Source organism: Solibacillus faecavium, from assembly GCF_014836905.1.
Taxonomy (GTDB): Bacteria; Bacillota; Bacilli; order Bacillales_A; family Planococcaceae; genus Solibacillus; species Solibacillus faecavium.
Window position 1 is genome coordinate 171,158 of the sequence record NZ_JACSPZ010000006.1, and the last position, 25,140, is coordinate 196,297.

The window sequence follows — 25,140 nt, forward strand, 5'->3', positions numbered from 1 at the left end:
ATGGCGTAAAAGTAGACTCTTTTTATTATTTTAAATTGCCAGTATCGAGAACGAGTAAATCCATTAATTCTGAATCATCAAGCTCTGTCAGCCATTTACTCGATTGTATTAATTCTTCGGACAGTGTAGATTTCATTGCAATCATTTTATCGATTTTCTCTTCAATTGTCCCAATCGTAACAAACTTATGCACCTGTACAAACTGTGTTTGCCCGATTCGATAAGCCCGGTCTGTTGCCTGGTTTTCAACTGCTGGATTCCACCATCGATCAGCATGGAGTACATGTGTAGCTGCAGTTAAGTTGAGCCCGGTACCGCCCGCTTTAAGCGAAAGTAAAAATACAGGGAATTCACCTGCCTGAAACTGTTCGACTAAATTGTCGCGCTGTTGTTTTGGCATGCTCCCGGTCAGGAACGGGACATCCACATCATAAAGCTCTGTTAAACAATGCTGGATTAAATTACCCATTCCGATGTATTGAGTGAAAATTAAACATTGTTCACCATTATCAATAATTTCCTTTGTCATTTCAATAATACGCTTTAGCTTTACTGAACGATTAACCATACTATTGGCACTATCAAATGGCTCTTTTAAGAATAGCGCAGGGTGATTACATAGCTGTTTTAATTTATTGAGCATTTTTAAAATACGCCCTTTTTTCTCAAAACCAGTAAGTTGTTCAAGTGATGCCAGTGTATCTTGAATATATCCTTCATAATGTGCAGCTTGCTCAGGTGTAAGAGCACAAAATTCAAGCGATTCTTGCTTTTCCGGTAAGTTTAGCTGAAGCTCGGGATCTCTCTTTGAACGACGCAGTAAAAATGGTCGGATCTTCATACGTAAAACGCGCTTATGTGTTTCTGATTCATCCCGTTCAATTGGTGTAATAAAATTATCAGCAAACTTCGTAAAGCTACCTAAATACCCTTTATGAATAAAATCAAAAATGGCCCAAAGCTCGGAAAGTCGGTTTTCAACAGGTGTTCCAGTTAACGCAATATGATGTTCGCCCTTTAATTTACGGATTGCACGGGATTGTAATGTTTGCATATTTTTAATATTTTGTGCCTCATCCAAAGCGATTGTCGACCAATCAATTTGCTGTAAATCATCCGCATCCTGAGTAACCGTTCCATATGTCGAAAGAATGACATGAGGACGTTGTGTCGCTACATAGCTTGTTAAATCATCGCCTTTTAGACGACGGGGTCCATAATGTGTATAGACTTCTAAATCAGGAGCGAAACGTGTTAGCTCTTTTTGCCAGTTTCCGACAACGGATGTAGGGCATACAATTAATGTCGGTTTATCAATTTGGAGCACGGATACTGTATGCAGCATATACGTAATAAGCTGTACAGTTTTACCAAGCCCCATATCATCAGCTAAACAGGCACCAAATTTCTGGTCACGCATAAAGACGAGCCATTCAAAACCTTCCTGCTGGTATGGACGTAACTCAGCATGAAGCTTAGCTGGTACTTTGATTTTTGGTAATCCTTTTTTATTTTGCAGCTGGTCAATATAGGATTGAAGAGATTGCTGCATCTCAAATGCGAATAATGGGTCATCACGCTCGGCATCTGAATCTCCTTCATCTTCCAAAGGCGCAGTCAGCGTTTCAGGGAGTTCACGGAACAGTAAATCGCGTACTGTCCAATTTTCTTCTTTCGCCTGTTCCATCAGTTCACGCATTTCATTGAGCCATTCTGCATCGATTCGGAACCATTCTGTACCGACACGAACAAATTCCCGTTTTTCGTCCACAAGTTTTTGGAAAGCCTCAGCTGAAATTTCTTCGCCATTCATTGAAAACTGCCATTTGAATGTTAATATATCGTCAAGACCTGCCACACTTCGAGCGGATTGGTTATTTGCACTTACTCGTACGCGCATTTTAGATTGCCTTAATTCTTTAAGCCATGCAGGTAAAATTACTTCAAAACCTAATGCTTGTAATTTGGCTAGTTCTTGACGCAGAAAATCACGAACTTCAAGATCATTGAATTGGGTATGAATAAAGTGCGTACTTTCCGCATTTAATTGAATTAAATCAATTATTTGCTTTTGTATCTCTTCAATGTTATTTGCAATCGTACTCCATTTTTTCGGCAATGCCTCTTCAATTAGAAGTTTGCGTTTTGACGAAGCAGGTGTCCAATGTTTAACGGAACTGGGGCTAATAAGGACGGTTTCTAAAACCCAGTTTTCTTCATTTTCTTCTGGTTCGCTTAAGCGTAGTGCCATTTTAACACCGTCAAAAACATGTGAAGTTTGCATCGGCCAACCACCATTTTGGAAAAAAGGAATGAGTGCCAATGTATCTTCCTTAGTTAACCCTGCGTCCATCAATTTTTGTTCAACCGCATATTGTAATAGGTCATTTGGAAAAGCAAAATCATCTGCTGTCACTGTTGCCTGTTGCCAAAGTGTTGGAGCGTTCCATAGTGGTAAAGTCGTTTGCAATGTCTTAAAGTACTCAGCGGTTTCTTCGTCATAAGCAGCAAAGTCCAAAAATGGATGACGGTTAGCAGGTGATAGAACATCGAGCAATTGAGCTGCTGATAGGATTAAATCACGTTCTTCCAACGAAGTGCTTAATCCATAGAAATTTTGTTCAAACTTAAAAAATAGCGACGGAATCCAGTTGGCTGTCGGTAAAATTAAGTCATTTTTATTGTACGCAGTAGCGCGGAAGTAACCAGGACGTAACTCCGTAAGCTTAATGCGAAATACTTTTAAAAAGGGTAGCTTTGTATTAAATAAATAATGCATAGTATTTGCGCTAAAAACGCAATGTCACCTCCTATTAGCAAAATACATAACTTATCCGAGTAAGTTGCTTTTGTTCATTTCTTCTTGTAGCGCACGCAAACGCTTGAATTGTTGCTGTACGGCCTCGATATATGATGTGAAATAGTCGAGCTTTCCGGCTTTTTTGGAAGCGTTTTTCATGGCACGCCAAATTCGTACGGCTTGTTTATAGTTTTGACGTGACTTTTGCTGAATTTCCTCCATCGCATAGTAATGATAAAGAGGAAGCGCAGTTTCGGGAGATTGCGTAACAACATCCTTTAAGCCACATTGCTCCAAATAAGGAATGGAGGACTTATAAAGCTGATGCAGAGCGACCCATTCATCCAAGCGATTGTGGCGCAATAAATAATTGGAAAACGACTCAATGCCATATCGTCCAAAAGAAGCGTATAATGCCAGCTCTTCTTCTTCAGTTAACGAAATTTGCCCATATAATTTATCTAGCTTACGTGTAAATTTCTGACGACGAATTGGGAGCAAATTGTCCTGTACAAACGTCTGTAATAAAGGAAGCGCCTTTTTCAATATAATCGCTGCTTCATCGACATGTCCTTTATGAAGAGCGTATTGTGCGACTTCTATAAAGCTTTCTACATTATCTTCATCCAATATTTCCGTTACACGCTCCAAAGGTGATGTAGAACCTAATAAAATATAGAAAATCGCCAATACTACATCTAAATCCAAATCCGTTTCGATATCAGAGCTTTGTTCCAAAAGTGTTAATTCGTTTGTAATGCGTTTCTTTTCATCAAAGAGTTTCGTCCAAAATTGCAAATACAGTGCCAGGCGGAATGATTTTGCTCCCTTTTCAATAAAGAGAATGTCTCGTACACTTTGTTGCAAGGCATCATAAAACGGTTCTGTAGCAAATAAGCGTGTCGTTTTACTTAATACATCAATCGAACGTTGAATGCGGCTTAATGTATTTTCCAAAAAGAATTGAAAATAATGATGTTCCATATCTGTTTTTGTTTTAACCGCATGCAAAAGAAAATGCTTCAAAATGGCAACGTCCATAAACAATTGGTATAGCTCTTGCCATTCCTGCTCATACGGACGATGACGCTGAATTTTAGAACGAATACTTTCGCTTAGTGCAGACATTGCATACGGCTCAATCGGCTGGGGACCTTTTACCGCATAATTCAGTATTTCGTCGGCCATCCTTTGCCAGTTTTCCGGGCTTCGTGTTGCTGCCAGTGAATGCAAAGGAATTGATTTTTTAGAACGCCAATTGGTAAGCCATTGCTGTAAGGAAATAAAGTATTGCGATAGCTTTAAAATAGTTGCGAGCTGATGCCTGCACAGCTCCTTTTTAGGGCAACTACAGCTAATTTCCTTATGGGGGAAATTAATTGTCACTTCAGCAGTATTCACATCCTGTATTTGGCATACGAGGATTTGAGTAAATGTAGAATAATGGGGCGGCTTGATTGCCTGATTGCGTATGGAAAACATAGCGCGAGTCACCAATTCTGCATCTTCATCGGCTGAAGGGTGAAGCTGATCTTCAAAAGTTTGTAGTGTATGTTGAATAAAATCTTTATGAGCATGAGCAATTTCAGAAAACGTTAAACTCAAAACGGGTTTCCCCTCCTAATTATCAATTACGCCTCGGTGTTATTTGACCGGATTTGGCTGTACGCTAGCACAAAAAATCCTAACTTCGAATGTTGGAGGCTTTAACTTCCATTAAAATAAGACTAAAAATCACAGCCATCTTGCCACTTTCTGGGCAGGAGCGTTATGCCTAGAAAGGATTTTGCTTTAAGAAGTTAAAAAAGTCGTTCCTTCCATTATAATACGAATTGCTACAAAGCGGTAATTTGAATAGAACGGAATTTTTTTAATAAATGGTAGGTTTAGGAAGTTTGAAAAAAAGAAAGTATGGGGAAACTATAAGAAATGAGGAAAGCAACAGGAACTTTTCGGTGAAACAATCCATATGATAATTGAAATTAGGTCTTAGGACTCGAATAAATTGCGTGAATATTATAATAAAGGAGGAATTCCCATGATTCAAGTTCAATTTATGAAACCATTTTATACAAAAATGACGGGCACGAAATTGCGTTTAGTCTTTGCTTATCAATATTTTTCAATCACAAAAGAAGATGAAATTTTCCACTTCATTCCGATTGAGGGCAAAGAAATGATTATTGATTTAAATTCAATGCAAGTAGAAAATTTATCGGAAGTCTTTGTTTTCCAACGCGGCAATCGATTTGTACGCCTTCCACTATATCAGCTTTTACTCGTATCAAATGTACATGAATATTTAATGCCTCTTATCGAGGAAGTTTCTAATCAAGTAAGACCCGCGGAAAGCGAAAAACAATATCAATTTAATGAAGATGTAGAAAATATTGTACGTAACCTGGAAGAAAACAATTTATCACGCTTAATCGATGATGCCCTAGAATCACGCAACAAAGCATTATTCCATGACCTAATGGCAGAGAAAGCAAAATTAACTGGAGGCTACGCATCGTGATCGACCAACATCAATATTAAACCCTGTTAGCTTATTGTAGCTAATGGGGTTTTTTTCTTTTGGAGTGCGAGAGGAGTTGTAGGGAGTGGCGATTAAAAAGCAAAATTATCTAAAATATTTTCGATTGACGAATATCAAGGGGGAAGTGGACATTATTAGCTGCTGAGTGACTAATATCAGATGGGGAGAGTCGAATATCGGTTTCAGAGTGGCTAATAAAACGAAAAGAGCGGCGAATAAAATTGTGATCGGTAAAATTTTCAGTACACTTGATGGGTGTAACGGCGAGGGAGTGGCGAATATGCTGATGTAAGTGACGATTAAATTATAAAAGTGTCTAAAATATTTTCGATTGACGAATATCAAGGGGGAAGTGGACATTATTAGCTGCAGAGTGACTAATATCAGATGGGAAGTGTCGATTATCGGTTCCAAAGTGGCGATTAAAACGAAAAGAGTGGCGAATAAAATTGTGATCGATAAAATTTTCAGTACACTTGATGGGTGTAACGGCGAGGGAGTGGCGAATATGCTAATGTAAGTGACGATTAAATTATAAAAGTGTCTAAAATATTTTCGATTGACGAATATCAAGGATGAAGTGGATATTATGTGTTGCAGAGTGATTAATATCAGATGGGAAGAGTCGATTATCGGTTCCAGAGTGGCGAATAAAAATGAAAAGAGCGGCGAATAAAATTGTGATCGATAAAATTTATACTACACAAAGTAACTGGATGGGTGTAACGGCGAGGAGGTGGTGGATATGCTGATGAGGGTGGCGATTAAATCATAAAAGTGTCTAAAATATTTTCAATTGACGAATATCAAGGGGGAAGTGGACATTATGTGTTGCAGAGTGACTAATATCAATTGGAAAGAGTCGAATATCGGTTCCAAAGCGGCGAATAAAATTGTGATCGATAAAATTGTTGATCTACCACGTTTCCCACCAGTCACCTCTAATAAGTATAATACCCCCATATAAAGGGAAGTTTATAAGAAAATACATACAAATGCTTATCAAAATTCTCTTCTTATTCAATGCAACCAAAAATAAAAATTATTTCACACAGCGAATAGAAAGTTGTATACTGTAAGGCAGGACTATTTTTCTAAGCATTAAACTGCAACCATTCGATTAATAATTTCGTTACATATATATAGCGAGTTATAAAAACCGTACAAAATTGAATGCGGGCGAAATGCGCGGAACAAATTAAACAATAATCAAACAATGAGATATAGCTTTTTTGAAAGTGAAAGGGAGAAACGATCATGACAAAATCAATCTGTGTCGTTGGGTTAGGATATATCGGCTTACCAACGGCGGTAATGTTTGCAAATCACGGCGTAAAGGTACACGGTGTTGATGTGAATCCAGCAGCTGTGAAAAGTATTCAGGAAAAACAATTACATATCGAGGAGAACGGCTTACAAGAGCGCCTGAATAAGGCAGTAGATGAAGGCTTTTTAACTGCATCTACAACACCGGTAACTTCAGATGTGTATATTGTCGCGGTACCGTCACCGATTAATCCGGACAATACAGCGAATTTAGAATATGTTCGTCAGGCAACGGCTTCAATCGTACCTTTCGTGAAAAAAGGCGATTTAGTAATATTAGAATCAACAGTACCTCCAAAAACTGTTGAAAATGTAATGCTGCCGGAATTAGTTAAATCCGGTCTTGAAATTGGGACAGAGCTATATGTATCCCATTCTCCAGAGCGCGTTATTCCAGGCCGTATTTTTGAAGAGTTAGTTAACAACGACCGTATTGTTGGCGGGATTTCTCAAAAATCAGCCGAGCTTACAAAAGAGCTTTACGAAACATTTGTAAAAGGTGAGATCCATTTAACAGATGCGACGACAGCAGAATTAGTAAAAGTTATGGAGAACACATACCGTGATGTAAATATTGCGTTTGCCAATGAATTAGCGAAAATGGCAGAGAAATTAGACGTTAATATTTGGGAAGCGATTAAATTCGCGAACTACCATCCACGTGTAAACGTTCATTTCCCAGGGCCAGGTGTAGGTGGGCACTGTATCGCAGTAGATCCATGGTTCTTAGTAGAGCTAGGCGGCGAACAAGCCCAAATTATTCATTTATCCCGTAATACAAATGACTCTATGCCAAGCTTTACAGCGCAAAAGACACAAGCTATTTTAAATAAAAATGGTATTGCTGGTGCAACAGTGGGCGCTTTCGGTTTAGCATTTAAAGGGAATGTAGATGATATGCGTGAAAGTCCATCAACAATTGTTATTGATGAATTGCAAAAGCTTGGTTTAACAGTTGTGTCACATGACCCGCATATTAAGCAAAACAAGCATGAGACACAAACACAAAGCATGCAAGAAGCATTAGAGCAGTCGGATATTTTAGTGTTCCTAACAGATCATAAAGAATTCCGTGAGCTTGATCCTGCAACGTTAAACGCAAAAAGCAAAATCGTATTTGATACGAAAAACTGCTTAAACCGCGAAGTATGGGAAAAAGCAGGCTTCCAGTTCCACTTACTTGGAGATGCGAAGAACTAATAAAGTAAATTCGGCAGTGCGTATAAAGCGTACTGCCTGCTGTATTTATAGAAGTAATATTGAGAAAGGAAGAGTGAAATGAAAGAAACCGTACTCGGCATACAAGTGAATACCGAAAGCTATGATGATTTGTTGCCAATCGTATTCGAACAGATAGAAAAAGAGCAAAAATCACTAATAGTGGCCATTAATCCGGAAAAAATTATTAAAGCAAAAGAGGACCCAGCATTAAAAGCACTTCTCAATAATGCAGAGTTTCAAATTCCAGATGGCATCGGGGTTATTTTGGCTTCAAAAATTCAAAAGGGTCAAATTACATCACGTGTTACAGGTGTAGATATGATGCTCCGTCTATGTGAGGAAGCGGCTGAACGAGAAAAGCCAATCTTTTTATACGGCGGAAAGCCGGGTGTTGCTGACAAAGCAGCGGAGAAGTTAAAAGAGCTTTATCCGACTATTCAGATTGCAGGTACACAGGATGGTTATGAAAAGGATAATCAAAAGGTACTAGATAAAATTAATGAAGCAAAGCCTGATTTATTATTTGTTGCAATGGGATCACCGAAGCAGGAAAACTGGATTAATGCAAATAGAGACCAACTTCACCCAACAATTTATCAAGGAGTAGGTGGGTCGTTTGATGTACTCGCAGGAAATGTGAAGCGTGCACCAGAAGCGTTCCAAAAAGTGGGTATGGAGTGGTTTTATCGTTTAATGAAAGAACCACATCGCATTAAACGTCAAGTAGCGCTTCCTTTATTCTTATTAGAAGTGGCACGGAATTCTAAAAGAAACAAGTAATGGAAAAAAAATAATGTAATCTTTGTAATATTTGATTGTGTAATTGTAATCTAAGTGTTACACTAAATTCAGTAGTAAGATTTCCTCTACAATATATAGTTAAATTTATACTTTTCCCTGCAAGGAAAAAACGGTTGGTAGCCCGAGAAAAAGGCTTTAGCATTTAGATGCTAAAGCCTTTTTCTTTTTTTATTTTTGTCGAAATTTATCGAATTGGTTCTATAAATTTGCAGGATTAATATACTAGCTAGGTAGTAAAAAATATGTTCACATAAATAATCGTTATATTATAAAAGTAATATTTTAGTAATATTTGTAACGTAACAATTCTAATTAAAACCTTGGTATTGCTGTATTATATAACCATTTTCATACCTTATTAAGTTATGAAAACCTAAAATTTACAAATAAAATAACTATATTAAAATAAGTTTATTGATTAATTGTGAAAGAAAATGTTGTCTTTGTGAGTATATGTGTGTCATAATTAAAGAAATTTTAAGTTATCTGAATATATTTGCTGTTTTATATCTTCTACCTTATATAAACAGGTGATTTGTGGGTTTATTGGTAAAAAAAGATTGACATAGTAAATGTATACTACTAGAATTTATGTGTAGTTAGTTTTTCTGCACATTTTTCGTGTGGGTAACTAAAATTATTATTTTCACTTATGAGGAGGAAATTTTTCAATGGCTAACCAACCAAAGAAATACAAAAAATTCGTAGCAACAGCTGCGACAGCTACATTAGTAGCATCTGCAATCGTACCAGTTGCATCTGCTGCATCATTATCGGACATTTCAGGTAACACACACGAAACTGCAATCAACGCTTTAGTTGATGCTGGAGTAATCTCAGGTTACCCAGATGGCACTTTCAAGCCTAATAAAACTTTAACTCGTTCTGACGTTGTTAAATTATTAGGTAAGTACTTAGAAACTCAAGGTTATGAAGCTGCAGCTAACTATAAAACTAGCCCAGCATTCAATGACTTAAAAACTACTACAAATGAAGAGTTATTAAAATACGCTTCTGTAGTTAAAGAATCTGGTGTATTCGTAGGATCTAATGGTAGCCTTAAAGCTGGTGACCCAATCACTCGTGAAAACATGGCAATCGTATTAGTACGTATGGCTAACACTTTACATGACATTAGCTTAGAAGAATTCGTTGCTACTCAAGATTTCAATGGCGATGTAAAAGATTTAGCTCAAGCTAAAGCTGAAGCTCGCTCTGCAATCTCTGTGTTAGATTACTATGATATTACAAACCCAACAGTAGCTAACTTTAATCCTAAAGGTGACACTACTCGTGGTCAATTTGCTACTTTCTTACACAAAACAATCAACGCTGAGTTCTCAGGCGCTGAGCAAGGTGTTTCTGAAGTAGTACCGACTAAAATTGAACTAACTGAAAAAAATATTCAATCTGCATTTGGTGAAAAAGTTACAGTTACTGCAAAAGTAACTGTTGCTGAAGGTGAATCTGCAGAAGGTATTCCAGTAACATTTACAGTTGATGCTGAAGGAACAGACACTTTATTAGTACCTCAACTTAAAGAAGAAGTAAAAACTAATGCAGAAGGTATTGCTACTTATACTTATACACGTGAGCATAAATACAGTACTTCGAAGTCTTTAATGGATGATGTAACAGCATACCCAACTATTAAGCCAACTTTAAAAGCAAATACAGTAGTTTACTGGGGAACTTCATTAAAAATTACTGATGTAACAGAAGGTTCAACTTTAGCTAACGGCACTAAGAAAGTATATAAAATTACTGGTACACCAGGTGCACGTGTAGCAGTTACATTTGCTGAAAACCAAAATGTAACTCCTGATAAAGCAGTTACAACTGCTAAATTTGAAGGAATTCCTACTCAATATGTAACTTCTGGTGATACAGCTACTACTGGTAGCGCTCCATTCCCATACAGCTATACTACTGGTGGTAGTGCAGTAGGTGTAGCAGTATTAGATGTTAATGGTAATGCTAACATTGTTGTTACAGGTAGCAATGCAACAGTTACTCCGGTAGTATATGAAGCAACTACTAACTTCAGATATTCTGCAACTAAATTACAAGCAAAAGCATCTTCAGTTACTTTCCAAGCAACTCAAGTATTAGGCTTAACTTTAGCGGCAGAAGGTAAACAAGTTGCTGCTAACTTCTTATCTTCAAATGAAACTGGTGGACGTGACTATGTTGCGACTTTAACTGATGGTAACGGTAAGCCAGCAGCAAATACAGTTGTAACAGTTCGATTCGATAACACTAGTTCTAATAATTTACAAACATTACGTTTTATTAAAACAGTTAACGGTAATAAGTCTATTGAACAAGCAACAAGTGCAGATTCTGCAACATTCACTGTAGTAACTGATAAAGATGGTAAAGCTCGCTTTACAGTTGCGAACTCTGTAGTGGATTCATACGCAACTCCTACTGTATATATTGATAATGATGGCGTAGCAGGATTCTCTAAAAATGACTTACAAGCTACAAGTGAAATTGCTTACTTTACAAATATCCGCAACAATGATTACCAAAGTGCAATTCAATTAACTAATACTGCAGGCAAAGCACAGACTTCATTCGGTAAAAATGAAGATGCAGTATTTACTTATGCATTAGTTGACCAAAATGGAAAAGCTCGTTCTTATACTGGAGCAAGCATTGATGTTGCTTTCCAATTAACAAATACTGGTGCACAACCTGTTACTGTATATGATGCAAATAACAATGTAATTGCGACAGTAGCGGCAGGTGGAAATGCTACAGTTAAACAAACTTTAGCAGCTGGTGCACGTTCGGTTTCAATCAGAACGGATGCTGCTGGAGCGACATCATTAAATGTAATTGCAACACCAACTAACCCAGTTATCCCAGGGTCTACTACAGCACCTGGTTATACACTAGTACCTGTTGTAATCAATGGACAAACGGTGTGGGTACCACAAACAAATAGTTCAACTCCTTCTTATGAAGTTGGGTTTAACTTAAATCAAGTTTCAGCAACAGCAACATTTACATCTGGTGCTCCTAACTATGTAGTTACTACATCGGCTGCAGCAGGTACAACAGCTGATACTGTAACATTAACATTTACTTCAGCAGTTAATGTTAACGATGTTACAGTATACTTCGGACCTGGTGCTGCAACAGTAGCTCAAAAACAAACTGAGCCAAACAACAATACTGTAATTCATGCAACAATTGTTGGTGGTTTAGCTGTAGGTCAAACAATTAAAGTTTCTTATGCTGGTGGGGTTTACACATTTGTTTACCAAGCAGATGGTACATTTGATATTCAGTAATAAGTAATTAATGATTAATTAAACCAAGAAATGGCTAATGTCATTTCTTGGTTTTTTACGTTTGATATATGCGGACAATATTTATGATGGAATTTGAATGAGAAGATTATGTGGGGGACAGAGTAATTTAAAGTCGTAGGCAATTTGGTAGCAGTTGATAGGATCATTAGGTATTTAGATGAAATTGCAGTTAACTTAATGATAAGTAAGATATTTATAGGTTCGTAATGACCAGAGCATTAATCTACTCTAGTATTTGTATTTATTTAATAGTAAAATTTAAGGAAATTTAATAGAATTTAGTGTATAATTAACAATGTTATTTAAAAGTCAATGCATAAAGGATTGTGAGCAATGCGATTTCGAGAGTCGACAAGAAAATACATATTAATAGGGTTTGTTGCTTTTATTATCGTTGGTTTTATTACTGCAAAAGTTCTGGCAAGCAAACAGGATAAAGAGTTTTTAGTAGACGATACGCTTTATCAACAAGCAAGTCAACTATACAATGATGGGAACTATCCTGCAGCAGGAGAGTTAATTAATGATTTACTATTACGTCAGCCAAATTCTGAAACCGTCAATTATTTGGGAGGGTTAATTAACGCGAATAATGCAAATTATAACCAATCTGCTATTTTACTTCAAAAGACATTGGATATTAATCCTCATAAAGTAGAGGATCCAATGTTTATGCTTCAATTTGGTGAAGTGCTATTTTTTGCCGATCGATTTGAAGATTCTAAAATCGTTCTAGAAAAATGCCGTGAGTGGGGTTGGGTACCTGAATCTTATCCTAACTATCAGGACCGTGTTACAGAATTGTTAAATCAAATTGAAAATATGTAATAAGGAAGGTAACTTAAAATGACTTCATTTTATGAAGAACTTCATAAATCCGAAAAGTTTAGTGACGAAGAAGAAAATATTCTGTCCCGTGCCACGATAGATAAATGGATTCTTCGCTTACTATTATTTTTAATCGGTTTTATGCCATTAATAGTTATGGCAAATGTAGAAGAAGTAATTAGTCCTTTAGTGTCGAATATAGATGTACTATCATCAGGGACAAAAGGGGATTTGTTTACACATTATAAAGCATTATTCGTGCTAATAATAACGGTTATTACAGGTGCTATGCTTTTGATTAAAGTGTTATTTATGGAAGGGAAGATCCGCAAAACATATTTAAATTATGTACTTGGCTTATTCGTAGTGGCAATTGTAGTTTCTACAATTGCCTCTCCAAATATTTCAGTTGCATTAAATGGTCAATATAATCGTTCTGATGGGGCTATTAGCTGGTTATGTTATGTGGCTTTAATGTTCATAGCGATGAATATTGCATACCCTAAAAGAGTGGTTTCTTATATTATGTATACGATGATGCCGTTTGTATTTATTAACTTTTACATCATTATGATGAATTTTTATGGTAAAGATTTGTTGGTTAATAATGCTTGGATGCAAACTTTCGTTTCATTATTTTCACCTGAAGGCGCCAATATTTCAGAAGGCTCTGTTTTGGTAGGTACACTTAACCAGTGGAACTATATGAGTGGTATGTTTGCCATAATGACGGTGATGTATTTGGCTTGGGCGGTTTCATCTACCAAAATGCATGAAGCGATTATTGGTTCAATTACTGCTAGTGTTTCCATTTCAACCATGTTCTTAGCTATGTCCACAAGTGGATTCTTAACGGTTTTAATAGCTATTCCATTTATTTTAATCTTTTTTATTCGTATAGAGAAAAAAAGGTTATTTACACTTGCTTTGATAATATTTACGGTTGTTACAATACCACTATTTAATATTTTTGCTACTAAAGATTTTAAGATTTGGACTGAATCTTTTGGTTTTTTTATTGATAAAAATCCATACAAGGCAGAGGAAATATCATTCGGAGATTTAAATAAAGTACATGCTAGTGATTTGAATTTTGAATTACCTTCCTTACCGGAATCTGCATTTAGCCCAGGGACAGGTCGGCTTTACATATGGGATAAAACATTAGATTTAGTACAAAAGAGAGCAATTCTTGGTTATGGTGGGGATTCATTAATATATAACTTCCCACATTATAATATTGATGCAAGAGCCGGAATGGTAACTGAGAATACAATTGTAGACAAAACCCACAATTTATACATTGGATTATTATATAGTTACGGGGCTTTTGGTTTAATAGTAGTGCTAATTATATTAGCTGTAGTGGCGTTACATACCATAAAGAGTTCAATTAGAAATTTAAGTTCAACTTTTATACTATCTCTGACTAGTTTAGCTTATTTTATACAGTCTATGTTTAATGATTCGTTACCAAGTACCTCTGGGGTAGTCTGGATACTAATAGGCGTATTATTGAGTATTATATTTAATGGCGAGAGGGAGTCTTTAGAGAATGGAAGAAACTATTGAATTAAAACAGATTATTAATATTATACTTAAGGGAAAGTGGATTATTGCAGCTTGTACGATAATCACCTTATTAATTACAGGAATTTTTACTTGGTTTGTAATGAATGAAGAATTTGAATCAAGTGCCATAGTTCAAATAGCTAGTGGTGTGCAAGATACAGGAATAATGTCAAATTATATAGCAACAGAATTTACACCTACAATTTATACACAAAGAATTCAAGATACTTCTATTATGAAAGAGGGATTCAAAAACCAAGGGTATACTGAGTTTATTAAAGGTAATTTTAGTTTTACAAACTTACCAGAAACAAATTTAATTGAACTACATTATAAAGCTCCCTCACCAGAAGAAGCCCAACTACATTTAGAATTTTTAATGGATGAGACGAAAAATCAAATGAATAAATCTGTTAAAGAAACTTTAAATCAATTAGAGCAAACTTATTTAAATGAAACTAACTCTTTATCAAACGAGATAGAGCAATTAATGAAAAAATATAATAACGTGATAATTTCGAATAAATTACCAGAGGTGCTTATTTTACAAACTATAACATCTTCACAGTTTGTATTAAATTTAACACAAGAGCAAACAGCAGCTTTATCAGGTATTTCGGGAACTTTACAAAATGAATTGTTACAATTAAAAGCTCAAATCGATAGTAAATCTAAAGAATATCAAAACGTTTTAGCCAAGTATCAATCTGTAAAAACAGGATTAGATAGTTTTAAACCGGATCCATTTATTCGTGTTATCACTGAACCAACATTAAACGAGGCTTCTACTTCTCCAAGTAAATTTTTTATTTTGGTTGTAGGACTTGTTGTAGGTATATTGCTTGGATTAGCGGTTGCTTTCTTCAATGCGTATTGGAAAAATAGCAGTAGGATATAAAGTGAAATATAAAGTGAAATTTGATGAATAAAGTAATTGTACAGAAGTACAATTACTTTATTCATAGTATAAAGTAATATGTCGAGGAGAATATATGAAAAATACGCTATATAAACTATATAAGTATATTTGTTATATACATAGAAAAGTCAATAATAAATATTTAGGAATTAGTATATTAGAAGACCAAGAAGTCATAGATAGAATTACAAAAGAAAAATTATCTTTAGCTAGATTTGGAGATGGCGAGTTAGGATTAATTATTAATAAGAGTGAAATCGGCTTTCAAGAAAGTTCTGATTTTTTAATTCAAAGATTAAAAGAAGTATTAATAGAAAATAATGATTCGAAGTTATTAATAGGAGTTCCAAAAATCTTTGTTGAAGATAGTGAATATGATTTAAAAACAAAAATGTTTTGGGCATGTTTTATAGTAAAGAGGTTTGATATTCTTAATAATTTGTTGAGCCAAAAAAAAGTGTATGCTAATGCTAGCCTAACTAGACCTTATATGGATTATAAAGTTAAAAATTTGGCTAAAGAAAGATTTGAAAATATAAAGAAGCTTTGGGAAAAAAGAGATGTAATTATTGTAGAAGGAGATAGTACATTTTTTGGTGTAGGTAATGATTTATTTGATAATATTAAGAGTATTAGACGAATAGTTTGTCCATCTAAAAATGCATTTATAAAATATAATGAAATTTTAGAAAGTATATTGGAAGAGGTATCTAGTAATACATTGATATTAATGGCTTTAGGTCCTACTGCAACACTATTAGCTGCTGACTTATCAAAAAAAGGGTACCAAGCTTTAGACATAGGCCACATAGACATTGAGTATGAGTGGTTTAGAAAAAGTGCTAAATATAAAATTGAAATAGAGGGGAAAAATATTAATGAGGTCAGTGGAGAAGGGGATATAAAGCCAAAATATATAGCGAATGAAAATTATACAAATGAAATTATTTGCATAATTAAATAATGGTTTTATTCGTTTTAGTTTAGTCTTAATATAGGAAGTAGTTGATTATTATTAAGAATTTTAGTATATCCTTATTTATCTTGTTAGTGATATTTGCCGACTTAAAGGTGACTATTTCGCCGTATATACATTGGATAGCTTGGTTAGTATTAATTTTTCCATTGTTTATGTTTTCTATTTATAAAAAAGGAATAGTTAAATCTCCTTTATTATGGCTGGGTTTATTTATATTTTTCTTAGGGGTAGTGAGTAGCTTATTTACAGGATTAAATATAGAAACTGTTATTCAATGTGTAAAATTATTACTTATATTTAGTACTCTATATTTCTTTCTGTACTATAGTAATTTTAAATGGGAAAGTGTAGTTAAAATTATAAATTTGTCTGTGTTAATAAATGTGATATTTTTGATTATAGGTACTATAGGTGGAACAGTACTTGCTACATTAATGACTGCAGATGGTCGGTGGGGTACTATATTAGCGTATCCCGGTTCTTTAGTAAAAATAGGTGTATTAGGCTTTTATATTAATGTGATGTCTGTACTTTTATTGCATAAGAAGGACAAAATCTTTCCCATGCTTATGTTGATTCTGAGTATGTATATTATTTTTATGGATGGCTCAAGAACAGGGATGCTAACGGTACTTCTAACTTTACCTATTATAATTTTTTTCTATGCAATCTTGAATTATAAGAACAAAATTAAATTTGTGATGTTGCCAACTATTTTTATTATAGCACTATCTGCTAGTGTGATTTTTGCTATACCAATCTTAAAAGAATCAAGAATTGGTAATAATATCATGAATATTTTACAATCTTCTTCAGTGGATGAAGCATTAAAGAAAATAGACCCAGCCCGTTATTCAATGTATTTAGAAGCAATGAATAAAATTCTTGAAAATCCTTTTATAGGTTCAGGTGCATTTACCACGGTTGGTAATATAGAAGATTCAGCAGGGATGGTGGTCCATAATACATATTTGCAAGTATGGGGTGATTTTGGCTTATTTGGTTTAGCTGGAATTTTTCTTGTTTATTTTGGTTGGTTTGCTCTTGTTCCTAGAATATTAAACAAACTTCAAAAGAATATAAATTTAAAAGAAAATGTAGTAGTATGCTGCTCAATATTAATACTGACTTATTTTATTTTAAATGGTTTATTCCATCCGTATAGTACAGAAATGTCGGAATGGATATTATATATTATACCATTAACAATATGTTATTCTTTTTTTGCCAAAGAGATACAACTAAAATAAATTAAGGTGAAATTATAAAAGGAGTAATGAAATTGAAAACTATATTACCTAAAGTAAGTATAATTATTCCAACTTATAATTGTGCTCAATATATAGAGTTAGCTTTATTAAGTGCTTTAGAACAAACTTATCAAAATAAAGAAATAATAATAATAGATGACGGTTCGACAGATGATACAAGGGCTGTCTTAAAAAAATATATAAAAAATAAAGATGTTAATTATATCTATCAAGAAAATCAAGGAGTTTCACAAGCTAGAAATACAGGCATTTCAGTTGCTCAAGGATCTTATGTAGCTACTTTAGATGCTGATGATACTTGGTCAAACACTAGATTAGAAAAAATGATAGCTTTTTTAGAGGAAAATGATTATGATATAGCAATTTCTAATTTTTATATAGTAGATGAATATAGAAGAAGAATTAAATCGAACGCAGCTTTTCCAGAGGGTTATACACACCCCCCGGTTGAAAAACAGTATAGCTCACTTTTAAAGGAAGCTACAGCATTTGCATTGATGGTAGTGAAAAAAGATATACTAATAGATGTTGATTGTTATGATGTTAGTTTAAAAGGTGAGGCAGAAGATTATGATTTATGGCTTAGGTTACTTTCTGAGAAAAAGAAATGGGGGTACTATCCAGAGCCGTTAGTAGAAATGATGGTAAGAGTTGGCTCTCTATCTAAAGGATATTCCAAAAATAGAAAAGCTGCACTAAAAAAAATATTTAATAAACAGATTCCTATTATAGGTAATTTAAAAGCGTATATGTATTATCGATATCATTTAGGTGGATATAGGCTAGACATGTTGATAGTATCTTATCGTGAAAAGAATATAGCAAAAATCAACAAACATATTTTTATTTTAATGAGATCTCCTATATTTAGTTCCACTATTCTCTTAAAAAAACTAATTCAATTTAGGAGGTATGTATAGTATGGAATTACCTTTCAGTATCGTTATTACTACCTATAACAGGAAGTATGAACTAATGCGATGTTTGAAATCTATATTTGATCAAAGTTACAAAAAATATGAAGTAATTGTAGTGGATGATTTTTCTAAGCCAAGTTATCAAGATTATATAATTACAAATTTTCCAAATGTAAATTATGTTTATAGGGAAAATAATTCAGGTCCAGGAGAAAACCGTAACAAAGGTATTGAAGTAGCGAAGCATAATTATGTAATAATTATGGATGATGATGATATTTTTCATAAAGATGCATTTACTATTATAAATCAATCGTTACAAAGTATTGAAAATATCGATCAGTACCCAGTGGTGAATTTTCTAAGATCTAATGCTAGATTAAATTATCAAGATTATTTTAGAGTAAACACCTTCGAAAACCTTACGAAAGGGGTTATTTCTGGAGATGTTACACATGTAATTAATAAAAAGTTATTTAATGAATTTAATTACAAATTTCCTTCAACAAGAATTGGCGGAGAATTACTATTATGGTTTGAAGTAGCATTAAAGAATGGGTATCCAATATTTAATCAAGAAGTGGTACAACTTATGGATGACTCTGAAGATAGATTGACTAATTTTGATTATCAAGTCAAAAGAGCTAACTTATTCAAGGAATATCAAATGGAGATATTAGATAAATTTGAAGGGGATTTGTTGGAAATTGGAAACTATCCATTTTTAATTACTAAATATAAAGGTGCCATCATCTATGCTTTATTGGATGGCGATAAGAAAAGTGCTTACAAATATATTACAAGGGTGATGAAATATTCAAAAAAGCAGGCAATTTTTCTATTGATGTTAATTTTCCCTAAAGTTACAATAAAAAAGTTGCTTTTTATGTATAGAAAAAGTACGGGTTAGGAGAAGAGTTATGCGAATCTTACATGTAATTCCTAATTTAGGCAGTGGTGGAGCAGAAAAAATGTTAGTAGATTTAATTAAAGAAATGTTGTCACAAAATATTAAATGTGAGGTCGCTGTACTAACAAAAAATAATAATTTTTTCGGCAAAGAATTAGACATTTTAGATATTCCTGTTTATTACGGTGATACTTCTAAAGTTTATAATATCAGAAATATTTTTTTTCTGAAAAATATTATAAAAACTAAGGAGTATAATTGTATACATACTCATTTATATGCTCCGCAACTATTTACGCCCCTTGCTTGTCAACTTATTAATAAAAAAATACAGTTATTAACTACAGAACATAGTACACATAATAAACGGAGAAATAATAAAATATTTTATTTATTAGATAAATGGATGTACATGCAATATAGCAAAATTGTAGCCATAACAAAGGATACTAGAACTCAATTAATTAATTATTTACCTAATCTAGCTAGCAATACAGTCGTCATTGAAAACGGTATTAATGAGAAAATTTATAGTAATGCTGAACCATTAGCCTACAATGAAATTTCTGCAGAGATTAAAGATGAAGAAAAAATTATTTTAATGGTTGCTGGTATGAGAGAACAAAAAGATCCTGAAACGCTAATTCGTGCAAGTAAGTTATTACCTAAAGAATGTAGAGTTGTTTTTGTAGGTGAGGGTGAACGTATGGAAGAAGTAAAGAGATATGCTAAGGAATTTGGTAGAAACAATATTTTATTTTTGGGCGCGAGAACAGATGTGCCCTCCTTGATGAAAGCTGCTACAGTTTTTGTTCTTTCATCAAAATGGGAAGGCTTTGGGCTAGTCGTTGTAGAGGCAGCTGCTGCCGGTTTACCTATAATTGCTACTGATGTAGAAGGATTACGGGATGTAGTTGCTAAAGTTGGTGGTAATACCTTCACACCTTATGATGAAAAGGAGTTAAGCCAGCTTATTACCCAAAATCTAAATAAAAAAATAAAAAAACGAAGTATTTCGACTTTTTCCATCAGCACTACTGCTGAAAAATATTTAGAATTATACGAGGTTATTATTAAATGAAAGTATTATTTGTTGCTTCCGTATATAGACATTTAACCTCCTTTCATGTTCCATATATGAACTACTTTCAAGAAAAGGGATACGAAGTATGGGCGGTAGGTAATGGAGACGATAAAGAAATTTTAGAGTCAAATAATATAAAGTGTATTGATATTCCATTTTCAAGGAACCCAATTAATATAAGCAACATAAGTGCGTATAATCTTTTAAAAAAAACCTTTCAAGAACAACATTTTGATTTAATACATGTTCATACACCTGTTGCGGCAGTGATAACACGATTAGCCTTTAAAGATTCGGGTTTTGGTAAGTTGATTTACACAGCTCACGGATTTCATTTTTTTAAAGGGGCACCCCTAAAAAACTGGTTGATATATTATCCGATCGAAAAATTCGCAGCAAAATGGACAGATCATTTAATAACAATTAATAAAGAAGATTATATAAACGCCAAGAAATTATTACCAATTGAAAAGGTCTCTTTAGTGCATGGAGTAGGAGTAGAGGGCTCGAATGGAAGTATAAGTTCTGAAAAAAGATTGGAATTGCTAAGAAGTATGAATATAAAGCCTGATGCAATTATAATTTCCTACATAGCTGAATTGAATGATAATAAGAATCATCAATTTTTATTAAAAAATTGGGAGGTTATAAAAAAGATTAATCCACTATATGAACTTCTTATTATAGGTACAGGAGAAAAAAATAAAGAGCTAAAAAAAATTGTACTAGAAGAGAAATTAAAAGATATACATTTTTTGGGTTATAGAAGAGATGTAAATGAGTTATTAAAAATAACTGATATCGTAACATTATTATCAAAAAGGGAAGGGCTTCCTAAAAGTATTATGGAAGCTATGGTTAATGGAAAGCCCTGTGTAGTTAGCAATACACGTGGATTAAGAGACTTGGTAAAATCTAACAAAAATGGCTTTATAGTAGATTTGAATGACGATTCCCAGTTGGTAAATGCGTTCTCATCTTTAGCAGATGCTAATTTAAGAGCAAAAATGGGTTTTTTAGGTCAAGAGTTAATACAACCTTTTATAAAAGAATCGGTATTAAAAGAATATATTGAAATATATTCAAAACAATTAAATTCAAAATAAAATATAGAGAATTATATTCTTGAAATGATGAAAATAGGAGGAAAATATGAAAAAAATACGGAAAGCTATTATTCCAGCAGCAGGTTTAGGTACACGATTTTTACCTGCCACAAAAGCTATGCCAAAGGAAATGTTACCAATTGTAGATAAACCTACAATTCAATACATAGTAGAGGAAGCAATAGCTTCAGGTATTGAGGATATCATTATAGTAACAGGTAAAGGTAAAAGAGCGATTGAAGATCATTTTGATAATGCTTTAGAATTAGAAACAAACTTAATAGAAAAAGGTAAGCTAGAAATGCTTGAAAAAGTTCAGGCTTCCGCTAATGTAGAAATTCATTACATTCGACAAAAAGAACCTTTAGGTTTGGGACATGCTATTTGGTGTGCAAGAAAATTTATTGGAAATGAGCCTTTTGCAGTCTTACTAGGTGATGATTTAGTAAAGAGCGATAAGCCATGTTTGAAGCAATTAATAAATCAATATGAGCTTACTTTTTCAAGTATTATCGGTGTACAAAATGTACCAGATGAGGATGTACATCGCTATGGTGTCATTGATCCAGTTAGTACAGATAGTCGATTAATGCAAGTTACTCAATTTGTGGAAAAGCCGTGTTTAGAAGAAGCACCATCTAATTATGCTATTATTGGAAGATATATTTTAACACCAGAAATTTTTAGTTTTTTAGATGAAAAGAAAAAAGGAAAAGGTGGTGAGATTCAATTAACAGATGCTATTGAATCTTTAAATACCATACAGCGTGTTTTTGCTTATGAATTTGAAGGTCGTCGCTATGATGTTGGGGAACAATTGGGATTTATAGAGACTACAATTGATTTTGCTTTACAGAGAGAAGATTTATCAGAACAAGTAAAGCAATTAATTATTGTTAAAGCTGAACAATTAAAAAACAATAAACCAACTTTTGAATAGTTGGTTTGTTATTTTTATTATATATTAGTATATAACTATATAGCTGTTCTAAGAATAAATATTAACAGGGGTGGTTTGATGAAAATATTAGTAACAGGTGGACTAGGCTTTATCGGTTCTCATACAGTGGTTTCTTTAATTGAAGAAGGGCATTCAGTTGTAATTGTAGATAATTTGAGTAATAGTAAAAAAGAAGTGCTCTATGTATTGCAAGAACTTACAAATAAGGAAATTCCTTTTTATCAAATTGATGTAACTGACAACCCAATGTTAGAAACGTTATTTTCAAGATATCAATTCGATGGTGTTATTCATTTTGCGGGTTACAAAGCAGTGGGCCAGTCTGTAGAACAACCATTAATGTATTATTATAACAATTTATTAAGTACAATTAGCTTAGTGAATTGCTGTAAAAACTTTGGTGTGAAAAAGATTGTATTTAGCTCTTCTGCAACAGTATATGGCAATAATAAATCACCGTTAGTTGAAACAATGAATCTTTTACCGACAACTAATCCTTACGGGGAAACGAAGGCGATGTGCGAAAGAATTTTAAAAGACTTACATGCAAGTAACAATTGTTTTGAAATAGCACTATTGCGCTATTTTAATCCTATAGGTGCGCACACAAGTGGTCTTATTGGAGAAGTGTCAATTGGAACACCGAATAATATAATGCCATATATTACGCAGGTAGGTAAGGGAAATAAAGAATTTCTAAACGTCTTTGGTAATGACTATCCGACTATCGATGGGACGGGTGTTAGAGATTATATACACGTAATGGACCTTGCTGAAGGACATGTTGCTGCTCTAGAAGGATTAACACCTGGTACACATATATATAATTTAGGAACAGGTAGTGGTACAAGTGTGCTGCAGCTTATTCAAACTTTTGAAACAGTAAATAATATAAAGATTCCTTATAAAATTACTTCACGTCGTTCGGGAGATATTGCTACATGTTATGCAGATGCTACAAAAGCTAGAGTAGAATTAAACTGGATTGCGAAACGCACATTAGAAGAAATGTGTGCAGATGCGTGGCGTTTTGAAAAATCACTACAATTCTACTAGTACAGAGCGTATAATAGAAGCTAAATGATTAAAGCATGTTGGAGGTATTATTTTGGGTGAAATAAACAGTACCCGTACGCAGAAGTTTTTAATAATTTTAGTTGATTTATTTTTAATTTTTTTAGCGTATGTGTTATCGTTCCATTTTAGGTTTGAAAAAATTGACCAATTAAACTGGGATGCATTTATAGCTTTAACACCGTGGATTTTATTAATTTCATTGTTTTTTATTTTAATGTACGAGCTTTATTCAATAGATCGGAAAAGTAAATGGGATATTATACGTAATCTTTTCGTCGCTACAACATTAATGCTGTTTTTGACGATGGCTGCTTCATTCTTATTACGAGAGTTTGCTTTACCGCGTTCAGTTATATTTATCGCATACATAATTGGTAATATATTACTGGTTTTTTGGAAATTACTCATTTATTCATTTGTCTCCAAAAAGGGAAATTTAGTTCTTTTTATTGGTGAGGATGTCGAATATTTAAAAATTGCAGACCAAATGGATTTTCAATTCGGCAAAAGAGCAACCATAAACCATGTAAATATGAATGATAGTTTGGAGCAAATATTTAAAAATATTTGTAAAGTAGACTATGTTGTCATTGGGGCTAAAATTTCTAATGAATTAAAATCCCAAATTATTTATGAAGCCATTAAAAATGGGAAGATCGTATATGTCATACCTGATTTTTATGATTTATTATTATCGCAATCGATTATTACAACGATAGATGATACCATGGTAATGGGAGTTAATCCATTCGGCTTAACAGTATCTCAGAAACTCATTAAAAGAGCCTATGATATTATTGTATCATTATTAGCTTTAATCATATTAAGTCCTTTTTTTGTAGTGATTATGGTTATAATGAAAATTAAAGAGCCTAAAGGGAGAATTTTTTATAAACAAGAACGATTAGGTCAAAATAACAAAGAGTTTATGATTTATAAGTTTAGATCGATGGTTGAAGGCGCTGAAATATTGACAGGACCAGTATTGGCTGGACAAAATGATCCACGAATTACTAAGTTCGGTCATTTTATTAGAAAGACACGAATTGATGAATTGCCACAATTTTTAAACGTATTAAAAGGTGATATGTCGGTCGTAGGTCCACGTCCTGAGCGAGAATTTTTTATTAAACAATTTGAGCAAGAGCATAGCTCATATACGTATCGTAGTACTGTAAAACCTGGTATTACCGGATATGCTCAAATTATGGGTAAGTATACTACTAGTGTGGAAGATAAATTAAGGTTCGATTTATTCTATATTAGAAATTATTCGTTTGTTTTAGATATTATTATTCAATTTAGAACAGTAATTGTTTTGATGGATAAAACAAAATCGGAAGGCAGAAAAGAGAAGTATTAATTGTTATAAAAATTATATCAAACAAAGATTTACCAACTAGGGTCACCAAGTTGGTTTTCTTTGTAGAAAAGGTAACATATGATTTTTATTTTATTCAATATTTAAATTAACTTAAATCAATATGAATAAGATTGTAAAATATC

General features: G+C 33.6%; 20 protein-coding genes. 18 read left to right on the forward strand and 2 right to left on the reverse strand.

Annotated features, from left to right (window positions below; all coding sequences use genetic code 11):
- Positions 1 to 25: 25 nt before the first annotated feature.
- Positions 26 to 2,779: a DEAD/DEAH box helicase gene (locus H9635_RS13510; RefSeq protein WP_191700830.1), complete on the reverse strand. Its 2,754-nt coding sequence runs from the start codon at positions 2,777 to 2,779 to the stop codon at positions 26 to 28.
- Between the two features lie 51 nt (positions 2,780 to 2,830).
- A complete protein-coding gene (locus H9635_RS13515; protein ID WP_191700831.1) occupies positions 2,831 to 4,405 on the reverse strand; it encodes an SWIM zinc finger family protein in 1,575 nt (524 codons plus the stop codon).
- Between the two features lie 433 nt (positions 4,406 to 4,838).
- Here H9635_RS13515 and H9635_RS13520 point away from each other — a divergent pair, with 433 nt between their 5' ends.
- The 18 genes from H9635_RS13520 (at position 4,839) to H9635_RS13605 (ending at position 24,997) form a co-directional block, all read left to right on the forward strand.
- Complete coding sequence (locus H9635_RS13520; protein WP_191700832.1) at positions 4,839 to 5,318, forward strand: IDEAL domain-containing protein; 480 nt, start codon at positions 4,839 to 4,841, stop codon at positions 5,316 to 5,318.
- Positions 5,319 to 5,484: 166 nt separating this feature from the next.
- Positions 5,485 to 5,631, forward strand: coding sequence for a hypothetical protein (locus tag H9635_RS13525; RefSeq protein ID WP_191700833.1), 147 nt, complete (start codon positions 5,485 to 5,487; stop codon positions 5,629 to 5,631).
- Between the two features lie 81 nt (positions 5,632 to 5,712).
- The gene (locus H9635_RS13530; RefSeq protein ID WP_191700834.1) at positions 5,713 to 5,859 is read left to right on the forward strand and encodes a hypothetical protein; all 147 of its coding nucleotides are present in this window, start codon (positions 5,713 to 5,715) and stop codon (positions 5,857 to 5,859) included.
- Between the two features lie 737 nt (positions 5,860 to 6,596).
- Positions 6,597 to 7,865, forward strand: coding sequence for a nucleotide sugar dehydrogenase (locus H9635_RS13535; protein ID WP_191700835.1), 1,269 nt, complete (start codon positions 6,597 to 6,599; stop codon positions 7,863 to 7,865).
- Between the two features lie 78 nt (positions 7,866 to 7,943).
- On the forward strand, positions 7,944 to 8,666 hold the full coding sequence (locus tag H9635_RS13540; RefSeq protein WP_191700836.1) for a WecB/TagA/CpsF family glycosyltransferase: 723 nt from the start codon (positions 7,944 to 7,946) through the stop codon (positions 8,664 to 8,666).
- A gap of 692 nt (positions 8,667 to 9,358) precedes the next feature.
- Entirely contained in the window at positions 9,359 to 11,989 is a 2,631-nt protein-coding gene (locus tag H9635_RS13545; RefSeq protein ID WP_191700837.1) for an S-layer homology domain-containing protein, read from the forward strand.
- A gap of 354 nt (positions 11,990 to 12,343) precedes the next feature.
- Positions 12,344 to 12,838 (forward strand): tetratricopeptide repeat protein, encoded by a 495-nt coding sequence (locus H9635_RS13550; RefSeq protein ID WP_191700838.1) that lies wholly within the window; start codon positions 12,344 to 12,346, stop codon positions 12,836 to 12,838.
- Between the two features lie 18 nt (positions 12,839 to 12,856).
- The gene (locus H9635_RS13555; protein ID WP_191700839.1) at positions 12,857 to 14,410 is read left to right on the forward strand and encodes an O-antigen ligase family protein; all 1,554 of its coding nucleotides are present in this window, start codon (positions 12,857 to 12,859) and stop codon (positions 14,408 to 14,410) included.
- A complete protein-coding gene (locus H9635_RS13560) occupies positions 14,394 to 15,308 on the forward strand; it encodes a Wzz/FepE/Etk N-terminal domain-containing protein (RefSeq protein WP_191700840.1) in 915 nt (304 codons plus the stop codon). Before H9635_RS13555 ends, H9635_RS13560 begins: the two co-directional genes overlap by 17 nt.
- A gap of 94 nt (positions 15,309 to 15,402) precedes the next feature.
- Positions 15,403 to 16,293, forward strand: a complete 891-nt coding sequence (locus H9635_RS13565) for an SP_1767 family glycosyltransferase (RefSeq protein WP_191700841.1) — start codon at positions 15,403 to 15,405, stop codon at positions 16,291 to 16,293.
- Between the two features lie 167 nt (positions 16,294 to 16,460).
- A complete protein-coding gene (locus H9635_RS13570; RefSeq protein ID WP_191700842.1) occupies positions 16,461 to 17,558 on the forward strand; it encodes an O-antigen ligase family protein in 1,098 nt (365 codons plus the stop codon).
- A 32-nt stretch (positions 17,559 to 17,590) separates the two neighbouring features.
- Entirely contained in the window at positions 17,591 to 18,499 is a 909-nt protein-coding gene (locus H9635_RS13575; protein ID WP_191700843.1) for a glycosyltransferase family 2 protein, read from the forward strand.
- 1 nt (position 18,500) lies between these two features.
- Positions 18,501 to 19,406, forward strand: a complete 906-nt coding sequence (locus H9635_RS13580; protein WP_191700844.1) for a glycosyltransferase family 2 protein — start codon at positions 18,501 to 18,503, stop codon at positions 19,404 to 19,406.
- A gap of 10 nt (positions 19,407 to 19,416) precedes the next feature.
- Positions 19,417 to 20,487, forward strand: a complete 1,071-nt coding sequence (locus H9635_RS13585; RefSeq protein ID WP_191700845.1) for a glycosyltransferase — start codon at positions 19,417 to 19,419, stop codon at positions 20,485 to 20,487.
- The gene (locus H9635_RS13590; RefSeq protein ID WP_191700846.1) at positions 20,484 to 21,596 is read left to right on the forward strand and encodes a glycosyltransferase family 4 protein; all 1,113 of its coding nucleotides are present in this window, start codon (positions 20,484 to 20,486) and stop codon (positions 21,594 to 21,596) included. The genes H9635_RS13585 and H9635_RS13590 overlap by 4 nt, the downstream gene beginning before the upstream one ends.
- Before the next feature lie 46 nt (positions 21,597 to 21,642).
- A complete protein-coding gene (galU, locus tag H9635_RS13595; protein ID WP_191700847.1) occupies positions 21,643 to 22,536 on the forward strand; it encodes a UTP--glucose-1-phosphate uridylyltransferase GalU in 894 nt (297 codons plus the stop codon).
- Positions 22,537 to 22,614: 78 nt separating this feature from the next.
- On the forward strand, positions 22,615 to 23,613 hold the full coding sequence (gene galE, locus H9635_RS13600) for a UDP-glucose 4-epimerase GalE (RefSeq protein WP_191700848.1): 999 nt from the start codon (positions 22,615 to 22,617) through the stop codon (positions 23,611 to 23,613).
- A 52-nt stretch (positions 23,614 to 23,665) separates the two neighbouring features.
- Positions 23,666 to 24,997: a sugar transferase gene (locus tag H9635_RS13605; RefSeq protein WP_191700849.1), complete on the forward strand. Its 1,332-nt coding sequence runs from the start codon at positions 23,666 to 23,668 to the stop codon at positions 24,995 to 24,997.
- Positions 24,998 to 25,140: the final 143 nt, after the last annotated feature.